Here is a 16,131-nt window from a genome sequence, read left to right on the forward strand (position 1 = left end):
TCCCGCGGGAGCGCAGGCTCCCGCGGGACACAGGTGTCACTTCGCGTAGTCGTAGAACCCGCGGCCGGTCTTGCGGCCCAGTCGACCCGCGTCGACCATGCGGCGCAGCAGGGCGGGCGGGGCCAGGTGCGGCTCGGCGAACTCGGCGTACAGGGACTCCGACGCGGCCAGGGCGATGTCCAGGCCGACGGTGTCGAGCAGGGTGAGCGGGCCCATCGGGTAGCCGCAGCCGCCCTTCATGGCCGCGTCGATGTCCTCGGCGGTGGCGTAGCCCGACTCGAGCATCCGGATCGCCGAACACAGGTACGGGATGAGCAGCGCGTTGACGATGAACCCGGAGCGGTCACCGGCCTGCACGGCCATCTTGCCCAGGGTGTTCTTCACGTAGTCGGTGACGGCCTCGGCAGCTTCGGGCGCGGTGACCAGGGTCGAGATGATCTCGACCAGCGGCATCACCGGCACGGGGTTGAAGAAGTGCACGCCGACCACGCGCTCGGGACGCTGCGTGGCACCGGCCACCTTGATCACGGGGATCGAGGAGGTGTTGGTGGCCAGGATGCCCTCGGGCTTGACGATCTTGTCCAGCTTGCCGAAGATCTCGTACTTCAGCGACTCGATCTCCGGGGCGGCCTCGATCACCAGGTCACGATCGGCGAACTCGTCCATGTCCAGGGTCACGCGCACCCGCGCGAGCACCGCGTCGGCCTCGTCCTGGGTGATCTTGCCCTTGGTGACGGCCCGGCCGATCGAGGTGGCGATCCGCTTCTGCGCGGCCTCCGCGAACTCCGGCTTGGTCTCGAGCACGAGCACCGAACTGCCCGCCTTCGCGCACACCTCCGCGATCCCCGCGCCCATCGTGCCGCCACCGATTACACCGATCAACTCCACTGGAGTACTCCCAACATCGCATTTTCCCTGGTTGTCTCCGGCGATTATTTCACCTGAGCTGGCACGCAGTGCCACAGGCTGTCGGAACGTGGGCTATCGCACCGGGGAGTGGGGCGGCGGCGGGCATCACCTCGGCGAAGCCGCCGGTTCAGAATGTGCAGTCGCCGGGACGGCCTGCCCAGCCGCCCTTCAGGAAAGCCAGGACCGCGCAGAAGATGTCGGCGGAGGTCGAGCCCACCACCGGCGTCGCGACGGGAGCTGCCGACGCGACGGTGATCGACGGCGAAACACGGTGCCCCGGCACGGTGTGCGTGTGCACCATCGGTGACAGCACGACACCGGCCGACAGCGCGCACAGGGTGAGGCGGGTGACCATGGACATGCCATAACAGTGCGGTCCCGGATCGCGTCGGCCCAGGCCACAGAATTGGCTAGCCAAAAATTGGTCAGTCAGCGCGTGCTGCCGCGTGGTTTCGCAGCGCGGTCTCGGTCGGTGAACCGGGCTCGACAACCAAGACCGTGAAAGTTTGGTCCAGACTCTCGCCGGGTTGCATCGTTTCGATCGCGACCTCGAGTGGACCCAGTTCGGGGTGTTCCAGTCGCACCCGGCGTGGCGGCCAGATGCCGACCTCGTGCTCGTCCCACAGTGCGCGAAACTCCGCGCTGTGCTCGCATAACCAGGCCAGATGGGTGGCCAGCGCCGGGTCCCCTGGATGGCGACTCCAGGCGACCCGGATGAAGGCCACTTGCGAGCGCGCGATCTCGAGCCAGTCGGCCGCGGAGAACATGGCGCGAAACGGCGAATCGAGAAAGATCAGGTGCGTCCAGGTGCGCAGGGCGGGCGGTACGGCGGCGAAGTCGTGCAGCACGGTCGTGGTCATCGCGTTCCACGTGAGCAGATTTCCGTACCGGCCGGTGATATACGCGGGCGCGCAGTTGATCGAATTCACCAGGTGCGCCAGTGCCGGCCGCACTTCCGTTGGCCCCGAACACAACTCGCTCTGCGGCGGATGGACCAGATTCCCCAGGTAATGACGCTCGACATCGGTGAGCCCCAACGCCGCGGCCACCGCGTCCAACACCTCACCGGAAATATTGCGACTACGCCCCTGCTCGAGGCGCACATAATGCGTGACACTCACCCCGGCCAACTGCGCGACCTCCTCCCGCCGCAACCCCGGCACCCGCCGCCGATCCCCATAGGAAGTCAGCCCCACCTCCTCCGGCCGCAACCGTGCCCGGCGCGACATGAGGAAGCTGGTCAACTCCGAACGCCCGTCCATCCCGCGATCCTAACCAGCGAATTCCCCTGGTAAACCATAGATTTCGCTACGGTTCACGCGCCAGGACCGGCGGTCCGTGGGAGCGCCGGTCCTGGTGGGGTGTGGTGGGTTAGCGGGCGGGTGTCAGCTCGGGGTCGGTGGGGTGTTGCGCGCGGCCGAGTAGGGAGTGTCGGCGGCCGTAGGCGAAGTAGACGATGACGCCCAGGGCCATCCAGATGAGGAAGCGCAGCCAGGTTTCGATCGAGAGGTTGACCATCAGCCACAGGCAGGCCAGGGCGCCGAGGATGGGGACTACCGGGACGAAGGGGACGCGGAAGCCGCGGGGTAGGTCGGGGCGGGTGCGGCGCAGGACCAGGACGCCGAGGGAGACCAGGACGAAGGCGACCAGGGTGCCGATGTTGACCATTTCCTCCAGGGTGCCGAAGTCGACGAAGCCTGCCAGCAGGGCGCAGACCACGCCGACGAGCACGGTCAGGCGGACGGGGGTGCCCTTCTTGCCGGTTTTGGCCAGGCTGCGGGGGAGCAGGCCGTCGCGGGCCATGGCGAACAGCACGCGGGTCTGGCCGAGGAACATCACCATGACCACGGTGGACAGGCCGGCCAGCGCGCCGATGGAGATGATGTTCTTCACCCAGGTGTCGCCGTGGATGGCGAAAGCTGTTGCCAGCGTGGCATTTCCGTCGGCGAGTTCGGTGTAGGAGACCATGCCGGTGAGGACCACCGACACGGCGATGTAGAGCACCGTGACGATCGCCAGCGAACCGAGGATGCCGCGCGGGATGTCGCGTTGGGGGTTGCGGGTCTCCTCGGCGGTGGTGGCCACCACGTCGAAGCCGATGAAGGCGAAGAACACCAGGCTGGCCGCGGCGAGCAGGCCGTACCAGCCGTAACTGGTGCCGCCGGAGCCGGTGACGAAGGCGAACAGCGACTGGTGCATGCCCTCGGCCTTCTCCGAGGGTTGCGCGGGTGGGATGTAGGGCGTCAGGTTCGACGGCTTGAAGTAGGTCGCGCCGACCACCAGTACCAGCGCGATCACACCCAGTTTGATCGCGACGGCGATGGCCGAGATCCGCGACGACAACTTGGTTCCGGTGGCCAACAGCACGCCGACGACCGCGATGATCAGCACCGCGCCCCAGTCGAAAGTCACCGACCCGAAGTGCACCACCGGCGCCGACGATCCGAGCACTTCGCCGAGGTATTGCGACCAGCCCTTGGCCACCACCGACACCGCGAGCGCGAACTCGAGGATCAGATCCCAGCCGATGATCCAGGCGATCACCTCACCGAAGGTGGCGTAGGCGAAGGTGTACGCGCTGCCCGCCACCGGCACGGTCGAGGCGAATTCCGCGTAACACAGGGCCGTGAGCCCGCACGCGATCGCGGCGAACACGAAGGCCAGCGAGACCGCCGGTCCGGCGACGGTGCCCGCGGTGCGTGCGGTGAGGGTGAAGATGCCCGCGCCGATCACCACGGCGACGCCGAAGATCGTCAGGTCTTTGGCCGTGAGGTCCTTGCGGAGCTTGGCATCGGGATCGTCGGTGTCGCGGATGGACTGTTCAACGGATTTCGTGCGGAACAAGCCGCTCTTGATCGCCACTGTGTGGTGTCCTGTTCGAAGCTGGGGCTCAGAGCGAGCGGGGGATGGCGTCGAGGCGGCGCTCGGCGAATCGGTTTGCGGCAGCGCCGGTTCCGATGCCGGCGGTGACGGCGGCGGCGATGATCTCGCGGCAGCGCGGGTAGATGTCGGCCACCTCGGCTTCGACTTCGGCCGGGGTGGCGGTGCGCAGTTCACCGGCGACTTGGATGAGGCCGCCTGCGTTGGCGACGAAGTCGGGCACCCAGGTGATTCCGCGATCGGTAAGGGCCCGTTCGGTTTCGGGGGTGGCGAGTTGGTTGTTGGCTGCGCCGCAGATCAGTTTCGCCTCGATCGTGGCGGCGCTGGCCGCGGTGAGGGTGGCGCCCATCGCGCAGGGGGCGTAAACGTCGACCGGTGCGGTGGAAACCGCCGACAGCAGTCGGACGGCGGGGTGTTCCGCGGAGATACGGTGCAGCGCTGCGTCGTTCACATCGGTGACGCACACGTCGGCGCCGTCGGCCAGTAGCAGGGCGGTGAGCTCGCGGCCCACCTTGCCGACACCCTCGACGCCGACCGTGCGACCGGCCAGTGTCGGTGCGCCCCAGACAGATTCGGCACCGGCACGCATCGCGTGGAAGACGCCGAGCGCGGTCAGTCGGGCACTGTCGCCGCTGCCGCCCGCGCCGATGCTGCGGCCGGTGACGTGGCGGGTGTGCTTGCCGATCACATCGAGATCGTCGGTGTTGGTGCCCACGTCACCGGCGGTGATGTAGCGCCCACCCAGGGTTTCGACGAAACGCGCGTAGGCGGCGAGCAGTTCCTCGCTCTTCAACGTCGCCGGATCGCCGATGATCACCGCCTTGCCGCCGCCGAGGTCGACGCCTGCCGCGGCGGCCTTGTACGTCATGCCCCACGACAGTCGCAGCACGTCCTGCAGGGCGGCGGATTCGTCGGCGTACGGGTAGAAGCGGGTGCCGCCGAGAGCCGGGCCGAGTGCGGTGGAGTGGATGGCGATGATCGCCTTCAGCCCGGACCTGTCGTCCTCGCAGAACACGACCTGCTCGTGGGCGCGGGCGCTGAGCTCGTGCGATCGGCCGAAGACTCCAGCCTCGGGGTGCGCAACGGTCACTGTCGATTCCTTTCCGATTCCGCGCACCAGGGTTGTGCCCTGGACTTGCGGTGAAGTGGTGCCGCGGGTGTGCGGCGGTCAGTAGTCGATGCCGAGTTCGCGCAGTCCGGCGCGGTACAGCTCGACATTGGCGAGTTTGATGTCCTCGTAGCCGCGCACCACGTCGGGCAGGGCGGCGGCCGCGGTGGCGGTGTCGTAGTTCTCGGTGGTCAGGTCGTCGGCCAGGCGGTGCACCATGTCGGTGTAGTGGGCCAGCAGTTCGCGTTCGACCTTGCGAACATGGGCGTAGCCGAAGGGGTCGAGCTTGGTGCCGCGCAGGAACTTGGCCTTGGCCAGAACCTTCAGCGCCACATGCGATTTCGGCCTGAGTCCGATCTTCTTGTCGCGACCCATCGCGCGCAGCACCGGCGGATGCAGCTTGTAGGTGAGCTTTTCGCCGCCTGGTACCTGGGCTCGCACCTCGTCGAGGAATGCCGGGTCGACCAGAAGCCGGGCCACTTCGTATTCGTCCTTGTAGGCGGTGAACTTGAACAGGCCACGTGCGACCGCCTCGCTGAAGTCGGTGCGCTCGGTAACGGAACGTTCTGCGGCCCAGGCGCATTCGACAGTGTCGATGTACCGGCGGGCTACCGCGGCGTTCTGATAGCCGATCAGTTGGCCTGCTCGCAGTTCCACGAGGCGGCGTACTTCGCCCTCGAAGTTGGTGTGCGCCAGCAGTTCTGTGGGCGCTACGGGGGTACGCCGCGTGGGCTTGTCGACCGCCGCAGCGAACGCCGCCGGATCGGCGATGGCGACACGTCCCCAGCGGAAGGCCGCGATGGTGGCGTCCACCGCGACGCCGTTGATCCCGATGGCTTCCTCGATCGCCGCGACGGGCAGTCGCAGCCCGCCGGTCTGGACTGCGGCGCCGACGATCAGGAAGTTGGCTGCGGCGGTATTGCCGAACAGGGTCTTGGCGGCCTCTAGCGCGTCGAAGTGATTGATCGAATTCGTCGCTGACGCAAGGAGATCCAGCAGTGCTTCCGTCGCGGGGTAGGCGACAGACTTGTCGTAGACCATGTCACCGGTCGGGGTCTGGCTCGTAGACGCCACGGCCACGGTGCTGTTCGCATCGCCGAACTGCAGGTACTTGGGATCGGTGGCGGTGAGCAGGTCGACGGCCAGCAGGCAGTCCGCGCTGCCGGGGGTGAGCCGGTTGGCGGGCTCCAATTGTGTTGCGGCGAAACGCAGGTGGGACAGCACCGGACCGGCCTTCTGGCTCAGACCGATCTGATCCAGACTCTCGACCTCGTAGCCGGCACGCAGCGCGGCGGTGGCCAGCACCTGGTTCACCGTCACGATGCCGGTGCCGCCGATGCCGGCGATCAGTACGTTCTGCGTGCGCAGTGGCACGTCCACGCCCGGATCGGCCACGGCGGGCGGCTCGATCACCGTGCGGCGCTTGGCCTTTGCCGGGTCTACCTCCACCGTCACGAACGAGGGGCAGTCGCCGTCCAGGCAGCTGTAATCGGTATTGCACGAGGTCTGATCGATGCGGGTCTTGCGCCCGAACTCGGTGTCGACGGGCTGTACCGACAGGCAGTTCGACTTGGCACCGCAGTCACCGCAGCCCTCGCAGACCGCCTCGTTGATCACGACCCGCGTGTTGCGGACCGGCAGCGTGCCGCGCTTGCGCTGCCTGCGGGCGTCGGCCGCGCAGTGCTGGTCGTAGATCAGCACGGTCACGCCCTCGACGTCACGCAGCAGTTTTTGGGCCTCGTCGAGCCGGTCGCGATGCCACAGCACCGTGCCCTTGGCCAGCGCTCGCTTGCTGTGCCGCTTCGGTTCATCGGCGCAGATGATGATCTTTCGGACACCCTCGGTGGTGAGCTTGTGGGTCAGTTGCGCGACGGTGAGCCCGCCCTCCACATCCTGGGCACCGGTCATCGCGACGACTTCGTTCCACAGCAGCTTGTAGGTGATGTTCACCCCGGCCGCGACGCACGCCTGGATGGCCAGCTGTCCGGAATGGAAGAACGTGCCGTCGCCGATGTTCTGGAACAGGTGCGGCACATCGGTGAACGGCGCCTGCCCGATCCACTGACTGCCCTCACCGCCCATCTGGGTGAGCCCGGTGACCGCACTGTCGGCGCGCCCGGACAGGGTGACCAGGGTGTGGCAGCCGATGCCGCCGCCGCCGATCGAGCCCTCGGGCAGGGCGGTGGAGCGGTTGTGCGGGCAGCCGCTGCAGAAGTAGGGGGTTCGCTTGGCGGAAAGCACTTCCAGCGAAAGGGCGGGTGGCGCTGCTCTTTTCAGTTCGACATGCTCGCGCAGCACCCGGCGCAACGGCGCCAGCAGGCGGCCCGCGGTGAGTTCGCCGTCGACCGGCATCAGTCGCGCGCCGCGCTCGTCCAGCTTGCCGAGCACGCGCGGCGCATCCGGTGTGCCATAAAGGATCTCGCGGACCTGGGTTTCGATGAACGCGGTCTTGTCTTCGACCACGATCAATTGCTCGAGTCCACGCGCGAACTCGGTGAGCGCGGTGGAACCGAGGGGATACGGCATCCCGATGCGCAGCAAGCGGATTCCGGCCCGGTGCATGGCGGCTTCGTCGACGCCGAGGTCCAGCAAGGCCTGGCTGACCGCATCGAAAGTGGTTCCGGTTGCGGCGATTCCGACCTTCGCCTCGGCCGGATCTACTTCGATCACGTCGAGGGCGTTGGCCGCGCCGTAAGCGTGCACCGTCGCCCAGCGCGGCCCGTACAGGTCCGCCTCGGCGAGCACGCTGTCGGTCGGCGCCGCCATCGGACGCTGCCGGTAGACGAAAGGCTTTCCCTCCCACTGGACTTCGGGCACGGTGACAGTCAGGTCGGCCACACCCGCGCCGATCGTCCAAGCCCCGTCGGCCACATCGGCGACGATCTTCAACGCCACCACGCAACCCGACGCCCGCGACATCGCGATGCCCTGCATACCCAGTGTGATGATCTCCTCGGCATTGCGCGGGAACAGCACCGGCACCCCCATCGCGGCCAGCGAACGTTCACTCACCGCGGGCACCGTCGACGACTTCGACGCCGGATCGTCGCCCACCAGCAGCAGCACTCCGCCGCGCGGATTCACGCCATACATATTGGCGTGCCGGATCGCGTCGGTCGCGCGGTCGACGCCGGGACCCTTGCCGTACCAAACCCCGATCACGCCGTCGTGCGTCGGCTGCCCGGCAGGCAGATCGGCCTGGCTGCCCCAGACCGAGGTGGCGGCCAGCTCTTCGTTGAATCCGGGCACGAAGGTGATGTCGTGCTCACTGAGCACCGCCGGCATGCCGAGCAACATCTTGTCGACGCCGCCCAGCGGGCTGCCCTGGTACCCGGAGACGAACGTCGCGACGCGGCGACCGGCGCGGATATCGCGCACATGCTGTTCCACGAGCAACCGGGCGATGGCCTGGACGCCGGTGAGCAGAACGGGGCCCGCTCCGGATCGATAGCGGTCGGCGAGGTCATAAGGGGCGGCCGGCTGTTGGGTAGTCGGACAAGCGACGGTGGTCATGTCGTATCACCACACTTTCCACAACCCAGGTCGTGAGCTGCGCAACGAAGGAAACTTGCTATCGGTGCTGCGCAATGTCTCGTGAAATGGTGATCTGTGTCAACAGTCAGCCGAAAAGTTGATCAGACTGCTCAAAAGTGACCTACGCCACTGACCTAAAGGTGGCAATCTGCTCGATTCTCAGAGACCTACGTCACATCACGAGGCCTGGTCAGGTGATCGACCAACGGCAGGCTGCGGTAGCCGATCGGCGTGGCCAACGCGAGCATCGTCTCGGTGTGTTTCACGCCCTCGATGGCGTGCACCCGCTGGATGATCTCCAAAAGATCCTGCTGCGACTGCGCCGCGATCCGCACCAACAGATCAGCGCGCCCGGTGGTCGCGTGCACCTCGAGCACATGCGGAAACCCACGCAACGTCTCGATGATCGGATCCATCTTGTTCTGATCCAGCTCGATCCCCAGAAACGCGTGCACCGCGAACCCGATCGCCTGCACATCGATATCAGGCGGATACCCCCGCACCGCCCCCGACGCTTCGAGCCGCTTCATCCGCGCCTGCACCGTATTGCGCGCCACCCCGAGCCGCTGCGCCAACTCGAGAATCGGCGCCCGCGGGTCGCGAGCCAACTCGGCGAGCAACGCCGCATCGAGCGCATCGAACTTGATGGTCATGAATGGATCTTGACACGCCGCCATCGCGGTCTGGCTGCACGAAGTCCTCGGGACCGCCTGCGGCGCGCGATGAGCCGTGCGGGGTCAAGACGGTGGAATGTTGAAGTTGATCCGGAACATGTTGGTGGGGTCGTAGCGGGCCTTGAGTTCCCGCAATCGTTCGAAGTCGGCCTCGCCGTAAGCGGTTCGCACACGGGTGAGCGCAGTGTCTTCGACACCGGCGAAGTTGAGGTTGATCGCGCCTGTGCCGTGGGGTCGCAGCCGGGTGAGCAGATCGTCGCGCCGTCGCAGGATTTCGGGTCGGGGGTCGGCGCCGGTGAACAGGGAGAAGGCCGCGTCGCGACCGCCGACACAATTGGGCACTGCGGGCGGTCGGGCATAGGCGCCGCCGAAATGGCGCAGTTCGGTGACGAATGCCGTGTCGATCGGCTGTTCGGCGAGCGCGACGATGGCGTCGACCGCGTCGGCTGTGAGTTCGCGCAGCAGCATGTTGCGGTCGTAGGCGACGAACGGCGCGGAGGTCGGTTCGTGGTGAATCGACCCGACGTCGGCGTAGGGCATGTCGCGCACGGTGTCGAGCAAGGGCGTGCCCAGGTCGCGCAATGGTCGGAGGAGATGCGCGCCCTGGCCGTCGGTGCCGCTGTAGGCGATGCGCACATGGGTCACGAACCGACCCCGCAACGGCGCGGGCACTTCCGGTATGTCGGGGTTGTGCGCCAGCAGCACCGACGACGCCATGTCCTCGGGCACGTGCCGGGTCCATTCGGCGTAGGCGCGCATCACCTCGTCGGTGGACTCACCGGCGAAATACAGTCCGCCGCCGTACAGTCGCGAGACGGGAAACAGCTCGATCTCCATCCCGACGACCACACCGAAATTGTCATTGCCGCCGCGCACGGCCCAGAACAAATCGGGATCGGACTCGGCCGTCACCTCCCGCAGCCTGCCGTCGGCGGTCACCATGCGTAGCCGCCGCACATGATCAGCCGCGAACCCGAAACGCCGCCCGAGCAGACCCGCGCCCCCGCCCACCAGATACCCCACCGCGCCGACGTTGGGGCTCGAGCCGTTGAGCGGGGCCAGTCCGTGCCCGGTGGTGCTTTCGAGCACCTGCCTCCACCGAGCACCCGCCTCGACCCACGCGGTCCCTCGTTCGGCATCGACCTCGACATTGCTCATCCGTCGCGTGTTGACCAGCACCGCGTCCTGCGCGGGCACCGTGGGTCCGTGCCCGGTGGCCAACACCCCCAGCGGCCGCCCCTGCGCTGTCGCCAGCTGCACCGCCGCCACCACATCGCGCTCGTCGACCGCAGCCACCACCGCCGCGGGCTGGGCAGCCGCGGCGCGATTGAGCCCCATGCTCTCCTCGTCGAACCCCTGCTCACCCGGGCGGAAGATCCGATCGACACTTGTGGCCATACCGGTCAACCTAGAACAGGTGGTGGCCTGGGTCTTGAACGAATCGGACACACAGCCGATCCGCCTCGTCACGGTCCGTCGCGGGGGTTTCGGGAATACCTGGCAGCCGCAGTCGGGTTGAGGATCGTAGAAAGCCGGGGCATACCCCGAAGATGTGCAGGTCAACGGTGGGATAGGCTCTATCGGTCATGAAGTCGGCTAATTCGGGTCCGGTCAACGGTGCACCCAAGACGGTCTACCTCGATCACGCGGCGACCACTCCGATGTTGCCTGCCGCGGTCGAGGCGATGACGGCTGCCCTCGGGGCGGTCGGCAATGCCTCGTCACTGCACGGGTCGGGGCGGGCGGCGCGGCGGTCTCTGGAGGAGGCGCGCGAGTCGATCGCGGCTGATCTGGGGGCGCGGCCGTCGGAAGTGATCTTCACTTCCGGGGGGACCGAGAGCGACAATCTGGCGGTCAAGGGGATCTTCTGGGGGCGGCGCGCGGTTGATCCGCGGCGCACCAGGATTGTCACCAGCGCGGTCGAGCATCATGCGGTGCTGGATGCGGTCGAGTGGCTCGAGAAGCACGAGGGCGCGCAGGTCAGCTGGTTGCCGGTCGACGAGGCGGGCGTGGTTTCGCCGCAGGTGCTGCGCGCGGAGCTCGCCGCGCACGGTGACGAGGTCGCGCTGGTCAGTGTGATGTGGGCCAACAACGAGGTCGGCACCATCGAGCCGATCGTCGAATTGGCCGCTGTGGCACAGGAATTCGAGATTCCGATGCACAGTGACGCCATTCAGGCCGTGACGCAGGTTCCCCTCGATTTCGCCGCGAGTGGACTGGCCGCGCTCAGCGTGGCCGGGCACAAGGTCGGCGGTCCGCACGGGATCGGTGTGCTGCTGTTGGGTCGGCAGGTGCCGTGTGTGCCGCTGGTGCACGGTGGCGGACACGAGCGTGATCTGCGATCGGGGACGTCGGATGTGGCCGCGGCGATCGGCTTGGCCGCTGCCTTGCGCGACGCGGTCAGTGAGCTGCCCGCGCGTGCGCAGCAGTTGAGTGTGCTGCGCGATCAGCTGATCGCCGGTGTGTTGGCCGCGGTGCCCGACGCGGTGCTCAACGGTCCTGCGGATCGACTGCCCGGCAACGCCCACTTCACGTTCCCCGGTTGCGAGGGCGATTCGCTGCTGATGCTGCTCGACGCGGCCGGTATCGAATGCTCCACCGGTTCGGCCTGCAACGCGGGTGTCGCCTCGCCCAGCCATGTGCTGATCGCGATGGGTGTGCAACCGTGGCAGGCGCGCAGTTCGCTGCGCTTCACGCTCGGTCATACGTCGACCGAGTCCGATGTCGAAACATTGTTGACCGTGCTCCCGCAGGTCATCGATCGGGCCAGGGCCGCTGGCCTGGCCGGCGCTAGAGGAGGTGCCCGATGAGAGTTCTCGCCGCGATGAGTGGTGGTGTCGATTCCGCGGTGGCCGCGGCGCGGGCCGTGGACGCCGGTCACGAGGTGGTCGGGGTGCATTTGGCGCTGTCGGCCAACCCCGGAACCTTGCGTACCGGGTCGCGTGGTTGCTGCTCCAAGGAGGACGCCGGTGACGCGCGTCGCGCCGCCGATGTGCTCGGAATCCCGTTCTACGTCTGGGATTTCGCGGATCGGTTCAAGGAAGACGTGATCGACGATTTCGTCGCCGCGTACGCCGCGGGGGAGACGCCGAACCCGTGCCTGCGCTGCAACGAGAAGATCAAGTTCTCGGCGCTGGCCGATCGTGCCGCGGCACTGGGCTTCGACGCGGTCGTCACCGGGCACTACGCCCGACTCGACGACGGTGTGCTGCGTCGTGCCGTCGACGCCGACAAGGACCAGTCCTACGTGCTGGCGGTGCTCACCGCCGAGCAGCTCGCGCGGGCGATGTTCCCGGTCGGTGACACCCCGAAGCCGCGCATCCGCGAAGAAGCGGCCGAGCGTGGGCTGGCCGTGGCGAACAAGCCCGACAGCCACGACATCTGCTTCATTCCCTCCGGCGATACGCGCGCGTTCCTCGGCGCCAAGATCGGCATCCGTCCGGGCGCGTTGGTCGATTCCGACGGCACGGTGCTCGGCAAGCACGAGGGTGTGCACGGATTCACCGTCGGCCAGCGCAAGGGTCTCGGCCTGAGCCACACCGCCGCCGACGGCAAGCCGCGCTACGTGACCGGGATCGACCCCGATTCGGGGACGGTCAAGGTGGGTTCGGTCGAGGATCTGCAGGTCGACACGATTTCCGCCGACCGGGCGATCTGGACTTCCGGCGTCCGGCCGACCGGGTCTGTCGAGTGCGTGGTGCAGGTTCGCGCGCACGGCGGCACCGCGCCCGCAATGGTCGAGCCGCAGGGTGACGGGTTCGTCGCCCGCCTGGGCGAGCCGCTCACCGGTGTCGCGAAGGGGCAGGCCATCGTGCTGTATCTCCCCGATGCCGAGGGTGGCGACACGGTGATCGGCAGTGGCACGATCAACGGCACCGACCGCGCCGAACTCGCCGCCGACGTTTCGGCCTGATCACCTGCCGGATCAGCCCGCACCGACTTGGTGTGGGCTGACGTTCGATGAATCGAAAGGTGTTGAGCGCGTGACACTCTGGCGAAGCGAGCATTCCCAGGAGACCGCGGCACCGGAGCCGGTCGAGCTGCTCGTCGGCGGCATCGCCACCGGCGTCGGCTCGTGGCCCGGCACCGACCCGCTCGAGGCCGCCACCACGATCATCGGCGAACTGCCCGCCCTTCCGCACCTGGTCGAACTGCCCGAGCGAGGCATCGGCGCCGACATGATCGGTCGCGTCTCGGCCCTGCTGGTCGACCTGCGTTTCGATTCCACGACCCGCGGCTACCGGCTGGCCGACCGCCGCACCAACGTCTCACGCCGCGCCCGCGACTTCCTGCAGGCCGACCTCGATGCACTCGAAGAGGCGTGGGAGACAGCGGGTTTGGCCGGGACCGGCCACGTGATCAAGATCCAGTCGGCAGGGCCACTCACCCTCGCCGCGGAAGTCGAGCTCCCCGGCGGCCACCGGATCCTGACCGATCACGGTGCGGTGCGCGATCTTTCGGAATCCCTCGCCGAAGGACTGTCCCGGCACGCCGCCGAAATCCGCAAGCGATTGGGCGCCGAGGTGATCATCCAGCTCGACGAACCCCAGCTCGACACCGTCCTCGAGGGCGCGCTGCAGGGCCCGAGCATCCTGAACACCATCCGCGCCCTCCCGGAACCGGATGCCTTGCACATCCTCGACACCGTCATCAACGCCCAGTCGGCCCCGGTCCTGTTGCACACCTGCGCATCTCGCCCCCGACTCACCACGCTGGGTCGCACGGCGGCGGCCGCGATCTCCTTCGACGCTTCGACGATCACCACCGCCGACCTCGACGCTCTCGGCGAGATCATCGACTCGGGCAAGAAGATCGCCCTCGGCCTCACCCCGGCCGAACCGCCCACCGCTCCCATCACCTGGCGTGACGTCGCCGAGCCAGCCGCCCGCCTCATCGACCGCCTCGGCTTCCCCCGGACCACCCTGTCCACCCAAATCCTGGTCACACCGGCCTGCGGCCTCGCCGCGGCACCGCTTCCGTGGGCCCGCAAAGCTCTCGCCCTCAGCGCCGACGTCGCCCGCGCCTTCACCGAAGACCCGGAATGGTCGCCGCAGTAGCGTCGCGCTGAGCGGTCGCTGGCACGAAAGCCGCCGAGGCGGAATAACTCGGCGTGCAGATCCTCGACGGGGACGGCTTCCGGCTACTGCTCGACACGGGACCGCTGGCCGTGCGCCCGGATTCGGCCCAGCGACAGTAGCGCCGTTGAATCAGGAACGCGGACAGCGGAATCGGCCCGTCTGACTACACTGGCCGTAGACCTGTTCGAGGAAAGGCATGGGGGCGGAGTGGTTCAGCTCGTAGAGGGCCAGACCTTCGCCGACTACACCATCGAGGGAACGCTCGGCAAGGGCGGCATGGGCAGTGTCTACCTGGCCCGACATCCCCGGCTCGAGCGTCGGATCGCGCTCAAACTGCTCGCTCCCGAGGTGTCGTCCGATGCCGACCTACGACGGCGATTCGAGCAGGAAGCACAGGCGATCGCGCGCCTGGACCATCCGAGCATCGTCGGTATCCACGATCGCGGGATGCACGACGGGCAACTGTGGATCGCCATGCAATACGTGCAGGGCACCGACGCCTCGGCGCTCGATCCACGAGATGTCGGGTTGCGGCGGGCGTTGCGGATCGTCGCCGAGACGGCGTCCGCGCTCGACTACGCCCACAGTCGCGCGGTGCTGCATCGCGACGTGAAACCCGCCAACATCCTGCTGTCCGCGCCTGACACCGGCCGTGACGAGCGCGCGGTGCTCACCGATTTCGGCATCGCCCGCCTGCTCGATGCCACCACCGAACTCACCGCCACCGGAATGGTCACCGCCACTGTGGCTTTCGCGTCCCCCGAACAGCTCGGCGGTACCCCGGTCGATCACCGTGCCGACCAATACTCGCTGGCCTGCACACTGTTCGCGTTGCTCACCGGACGGCCCCCGTTCGCCGGGCGCGGCCCCGGCGAGATCGTCGCCGCCCACTTGGGGCAGCCGTTGCCCGCGCTGAGTCGGCTCCGAAACGATGCCCCGGCACAACTCGACGAGGTGATCGCTCGCGCCACGGCCAAACGCCGCGAGGACCGTTTCGCCAACTGCACGGAATTCTCGGCCGCGGCCATCGCGGCAGTCGACGGGGCATCGATGGACGCGCGGCGGGCACCCACGCGGGTCGCGCCCCACGAGCAGGTGACGGCGTCCGCCCGGTCGGTGCCGCGCGAATCGCCCGGGCCACGGGAACAGTCCGCGGCGATGGCGCGACCCGCACCGCCCGCGATGCGCGGCCCGCGGCCTGCCCACCCGGCGTCGTTCCCACTGCCGCAGGACAGGGTCGCGTCAGGGGGCCGATCCGCGAGGCAACCGTCCGCGCCACGCACCCCGCCTCGGGAACGGCCGGACGAACGGGTGCGGTCCGACCAACAGACGCGATCGGATGAACGGGTGCGGTCGGACGAGCGGGAGCGGCCGGATCGGTCGGTGGCACGCTCCGCTTCGGTGTCCCGGGATTCGCGCGCGCCGCGTCAGGCCGGCTCCGAACTTGCCCAGCGAAACCCGGTCCGCCGCTCGACGCGGTCAAGTCGGGTGGTCATCGCACTGAGTTGCGTCGCGCTCGCCGGTGGCCTGTACGCGGCTTTCGGGGCGTACCGACTGTGGGCGCAGATCCGCGCGAGGGACGAAGGTGGGCCTTCGTATCAGATGACCGGTGGGTACGGTCCGCTGCCGGTCGAAGATCTCGCTGTGCTGACCGTGGGGGTGGCCGCCGTCGCGGTCCTGTTGTCGATCGGCGCGGCCGGACTGCTGGCCAGGAAGGGATTCGGCCGGTGGGCGGTTGCCCTCGGCAGCGCCGGTCTGGTCGGGATCACGATCTTGCAGTCGCTGCAACTGTACTCGTGGGACCTGAAGTACAAGATCCTGCGGGACACCACCATCGATCCGTACGTCCCCGACGTGCCCGGCGCCGTGGTCTACAGCATCGTGGCGATCACCGCCGTGACAACAGGATTGATGGCGCTGTGGCGGCACCCGGGCCGGTGACCGGCCG

Annotated in this window: 12 protein-coding genes; 4 read left to right on the plus strand and 8 right to left on the minus strand. The window is 67.9% G+C overall.

Annotation, left to right across the window (positions count from 1 at the left end; translation table 11 throughout):
• Positions 1-36: 36 nt before the first annotated feature.
• From ACFWVD_RS04335 to ACFWVD_RS04370, 8 genes are all read right to left on the minus strand, one after another.
• Complete coding sequence (locus ACFWVD_RS04335) at positions 37-888, minus strand: 3-hydroxybutyryl-CoA dehydrogenase (protein WP_379240502.1); 852 nt, start codon at positions 886-888, stop codon at positions 37-39.
• Between the two features lie 148 nt (positions 889-1,036).
• The gene (locus ACFWVD_RS04340) at positions 1,037-1,270 is read right to left on the minus strand and encodes a hypothetical protein (protein ID WP_379240503.1); all 234 of its coding nucleotides are present in this window, start codon (positions 1,268-1,270) and stop codon (positions 1,037-1,039) included.
• 64 nt (positions 1,271-1,334) lie between these two features.
• A complete protein-coding gene (locus ACFWVD_RS04345) occupies positions 1,335-2,171 on the minus strand; it encodes a helix-turn-helix domain-containing protein (RefSeq protein ID WP_379240504.1) in 837 nt (278 codons plus the stop codon).
• A 109-nt stretch (positions 2,172-2,280) separates the two neighbouring features.
• On the minus strand, positions 2,281-3,771 hold the full coding sequence (locus ACFWVD_RS04350) for an amino acid permease (RefSeq protein ID WP_379240506.1): 1,491 nt from the start codon (positions 3,769-3,771) through the stop codon (positions 2,281-2,283).
• Between the two features lie 28 nt (positions 3,772-3,799).
• On the minus strand, positions 3,800-4,879 hold the full coding sequence (locus tag ACFWVD_RS04355; RefSeq protein WP_379240507.1) for a Glu/Leu/Phe/Val dehydrogenase dimerization domain-containing protein: 1,080 nt from the start codon (positions 4,877-4,879) through the stop codon (positions 3,800-3,802).
• Positions 4,880-4,957: 78 nt separating this feature from the next.
• Complete coding sequence (locus ACFWVD_RS04360; RefSeq protein ID WP_379240508.1) at positions 4,958-8,410, minus strand: indolepyruvate ferredoxin oxidoreductase family protein; 3,453 nt, start codon at positions 8,408-8,410, stop codon at positions 4,958-4,960.
• A 188-nt stretch (positions 8,411-8,598) separates the two neighbouring features.
• Positions 8,599-9,084: an Lrp/AsnC family transcriptional regulator gene (locus tag ACFWVD_RS04365; protein WP_379240509.1), complete on the minus strand. Its 486-nt coding sequence runs from the start codon at positions 9,082-9,084 to the stop codon at positions 8,599-8,601.
• Between the two features lie 84 nt (positions 9,085-9,168).
• Positions 9,169-10,503: an FAD-binding oxidoreductase gene (locus tag ACFWVD_RS04370; protein WP_379240510.1), complete on the minus strand. Its 1,335-nt coding sequence runs from the start codon at positions 10,501-10,503 to the stop codon at positions 9,169-9,171.
• Positions 10,504-10,691: 188 nt separating this feature from the next.
• On the opposite strand from ACFWVD_RS04370, the gene ACFWVD_RS04375 reads away from it, so the two are divergent.
• From ACFWVD_RS04375 to ACFWVD_RS04390, 4 genes are all read left to right on the plus strand, one after another.
• The gene (locus ACFWVD_RS04375) at positions 10,692-11,915 is read left to right on the plus strand and encodes a cysteine desulfurase family protein (RefSeq protein WP_379240511.1); all 1,224 of its coding nucleotides are present in this window, start codon (positions 10,692-10,694) and stop codon (positions 11,913-11,915) included.
• Positions 11,912-13,018 carry a tRNA 2-thiouridine(34) synthase MnmA gene (mnmA, locus tag ACFWVD_RS04380; protein ID WP_379240512.1) on the plus strand — a complete coding sequence of 369 codons (1,107 nt, stop codon included), beginning with the start codon at positions 11,912-11,914 and terminating at the stop codon, positions 13,016-13,018. The genes ACFWVD_RS04375 and mnmA overlap by 4 nt, the downstream gene beginning before the upstream one ends.
• A 70-nt stretch (positions 13,019-13,088) precedes the next feature.
• On the plus strand, positions 13,089-14,162 hold the full coding sequence (locus ACFWVD_RS04385; RefSeq protein ID WP_379240513.1) for a methionine synthase: 1,074 nt from the start codon (positions 13,089-13,091) through the stop codon (positions 14,160-14,162).
• Between the two features lie 228 nt (positions 14,163-14,390).
• The gene (locus tag ACFWVD_RS04390; RefSeq protein ID WP_379240514.1) at positions 14,391-16,124 is read left to right on the plus strand and encodes a protein kinase; all 1,734 of its coding nucleotides are present in this window, start codon (positions 14,391-14,393) and stop codon (positions 16,122-16,124) included.
• Positions 16,125-16,131 lie beyond the last annotated feature (7 nt).

Source organism: Nocardia sp. NPDC058666 (assembly GCF_042714895.1).
Lineage (GTDB): Bacteria > Actinomycetota > Actinomycetes > Mycobacteriales > Mycobacteriaceae > Nocardia.

What these genes read in the sequence shown, in the direction of transcription:
- ACFWVD_RS04340 (WP_379240503.1), bottom strand. Translation starts at nt 1,270, where the DNA reads ATGTCCATGGTCACCCGCCTCACCCTGTGCGCGCTGTCGGCCGGTGTC.
- ACFWVD_RS04345 (WP_379240504.1), bottom strand. Translation starts at nt 2,171, where the DNA reads ATGGACGGGCGTTCGGAGTTGACCAGCTTCCTCATGTCGCGCCGGGCA.
- ACFWVD_RS04360 (WP_379240508.1), bottom strand. Translation starts at nt 8,410, where the DNA reads ATGACCACCGTCGCTTGTCCGACTACCCAACAGCCGGCCGCCCCTTAT.
- ACFWVD_RS04365 (WP_379240509.1), bottom strand. Translation starts at nt 9,084, where the DNA reads ATGACCATCAAGTTCGATGCGCTCGATGCGGCGTTGCTCGCCGAGTTG.
- ACFWVD_RS04370 (WP_379240510.1), bottom strand. Translation starts at nt 10,503, where the DNA reads ATGGCCACAAGTGTCGATCGGATCTTCCGCCCGGGTGAGCAGGGGTTC.
- ACFWVD_RS04375 (WP_379240511.1), top strand. Translation starts at nt 10,692, where the DNA reads ATGAAGTCGGCTAATTCGGGTCCGGTCAACGGTGCACCCAAGACGGTC.
- mnmA (WP_379240512.1), top strand. Translation starts at nt 11,912, where the DNA reads ATGAGAGTTCTCGCCGCGATGAGTGGTGGTGTCGATTCCGCGGTGGCC.